At 78.9% G+C, this 2,161-nt stretch carries 1 protein-coding gene; it reads right to left on the reverse strand.

Annotated features, from left to right (window positions below):
- A partial coding sequence (locus NBX02_RS12645) for a P-type ATPase (RefSeq protein ID WP_445548400.1) occupies positions 1–2,161 on the reverse strand: 2,161 nt, incomplete at both ends.

Raw genomic sequence — 2,161 nt, forward strand, 5'->3', positions numbered from 1 at the left:
GCGTGTCGCCGGCGGGCCGGCCACGGACGAGCCCGGAGGCGAGCAGGACCGCGGCCGCGCCGAGCGCCACCGGCGCGGTGAACTCGGTGATCGCGGCCAGCCGGGCCTCGACACCGACAGCCTTGGCCGGGCCGGCGGCCGTGGCCATGCCACGGCCCGCCTCGGTGGCCGGGCCCGTCGCCACGACGGCGGCCGTCGCGGCGCCCGCGACCACGGTGGTTCCCTCGTACACCATCGAGGTGCGCTCCGCGACATAGCTGGCGGCGACCGGACGCGGCGACTTCGTCACCGGCAGGGACTCCCCGGTCAGCGACGACTCGTCGACCTCCAGGCTGGTCGCCGACAGCAGCCGGGCGTCGGCGGGGACGACATCCCCCGGCCCGATCGAGATCACGTCGCCGGGGACCAGTTCCCGCGCGGTGAGCTCGACGTCGGCACCGTCCCGGCGCGCCCGGGCCCGCAGCGCGGACCAGGCGAACAGCTGGGCGAGCGCGCGGTCGGCCCGCCGCCGCTGCACCGCGCCCACCAGCGCCGACATGACGGCCACGCTGACCACCAGGCCCGCGTCCAGCACCGAGCCGCTGGCAGCCGACAGCGCCGCCCCGCCCAGCAGGACCGGGGTCAGCGGGCTTGCCAGCTCCCGGGCGAGCGCGGCGAGCGGGCCGGGGGCGGCCTCGCCCACCGGGAGGCCCAGCGAGGGGCCCAGCGAGGGGCCCAGCGAGGGGCCCAGCGAGGGGTCGGCGGCACGCCGCGACGCGGCCTGCGCGCTGGTCAGGCCGTCCGGTGAGCTGCCCAGCCCGGCAAGGACACGCCGCGTCGAGAGCACATGCCAGGGCGTACGCGCAATGCCCGGCGGCGACGGGCGCCGGCCGAGCTCGCGGGCCGCCCAGACGCCGTAACCGAACGCGAGGGCAGCGGCCCCGTGCACCATGAGCATCGCCCGGGAGAGCAGCCGTGGGCCGACACCGGTCAGCGCGACCAGCGCGCCGGCGCCGGAGCCGATCTGGGCGAGCCGCACCGCGTGCCGGCTCACCCGGGCCGCCACGGCGGCCGCCTCCACCAACATCGCGGCGGCTCGCAGGTCCGTCCCGACGAGGACGTCGGCGCCCCAGGCCGGCGCGCCGTCGGGGCCGTCGACTCCCACCCCGCAGTCGGCGCCGCCCACCGCGGGACGCCGGTGCGAGACGACCAGCACCCCGCCGCCCGCCGCCCGCAGGTCACCGACGGCGGCCGGCAGACGGCGCCCGCCCGGGATCACCGGGAACCCGAAGCCGTCACCCGGGCAGGCGTCACCGCCGGCCACCCGTACCGTCAGCCCGCTGCGCCGGCAGGAGGCCAGCAGCGCCTCGGCGCCCTCGGCCCGCTCGGGCACGGCCGTCACCACCGCCGTCACCGCCGTGCCCCGGGCGAGGCCGAGGATCGTGTGCGCCCCCGCCGCCCGCAGCCGCCGCCACTGCGCCCGGCCCGAGTCCTCGCCGCGCCGGCTCTCATCACGCCGGCCCTCGCCGCGCCGGCTCTCACCGCGCCGGCTCTCACCGCGCCGGCCCTCGTCACGCCGGCCCTCGCCGCGCCGGCCCTCGTCACGCCGGCCCTCGTCACGCCGGCCCTCGTCACGCCGGCCCTCGTCACGCCGGCTCTCACCGGTCCTGCCGTCGTCACCGGTCCTGCCGTCGTCACCGGGCCTGCCGTCGTCACCGGGCCTGCCGTCGTCACCGGGCCTGCCGTCGTCGCCGAGCCTGCCGTCGTCGCCGAGCAGCCGTTCGATCGGTGCGAGCGTCCAGCCGTCCGCCTGGGCCGTCGCCGTCGGATCGGCCGGCTGGAACAGCGCGTACGCCCGGACGGCGACCTTGCTCGCGTCGGCACCGGCCAGTGGGATGACCTCACCGAGGGTGAACGCCGTGCCGACCAGCACGTCGGAGTCGAGCACGACCGTGTCGACCCGGTCCAGCAGCCGCAGCGCCCCGGGGCTCATCACCTGCGCTCCCCGGCGCGCCAGGACGACGGTGAGCTGGTCGCAGAAGCCCTCCCGGCCAAGACCAGCCGGGCGCGGGAGCATGGCCAGCGCGGCGGCGGTGGCCCGCCGCGGGCCGCCGGTCAGCGCGGCCGTGGCACCGAAGACCGCCAGCAGACCCGCCCCGGCGGCGTCCGCGTAGCGTTCCGC

It is taken from the genome of Protofrankia sp. CiP1_Cm_nod1, assembly GCF_920888515.1.
GTDB lineage: Bacteria > Actinomycetota > Actinomycetes > Frankiales > Frankiaceae > Protofrankia.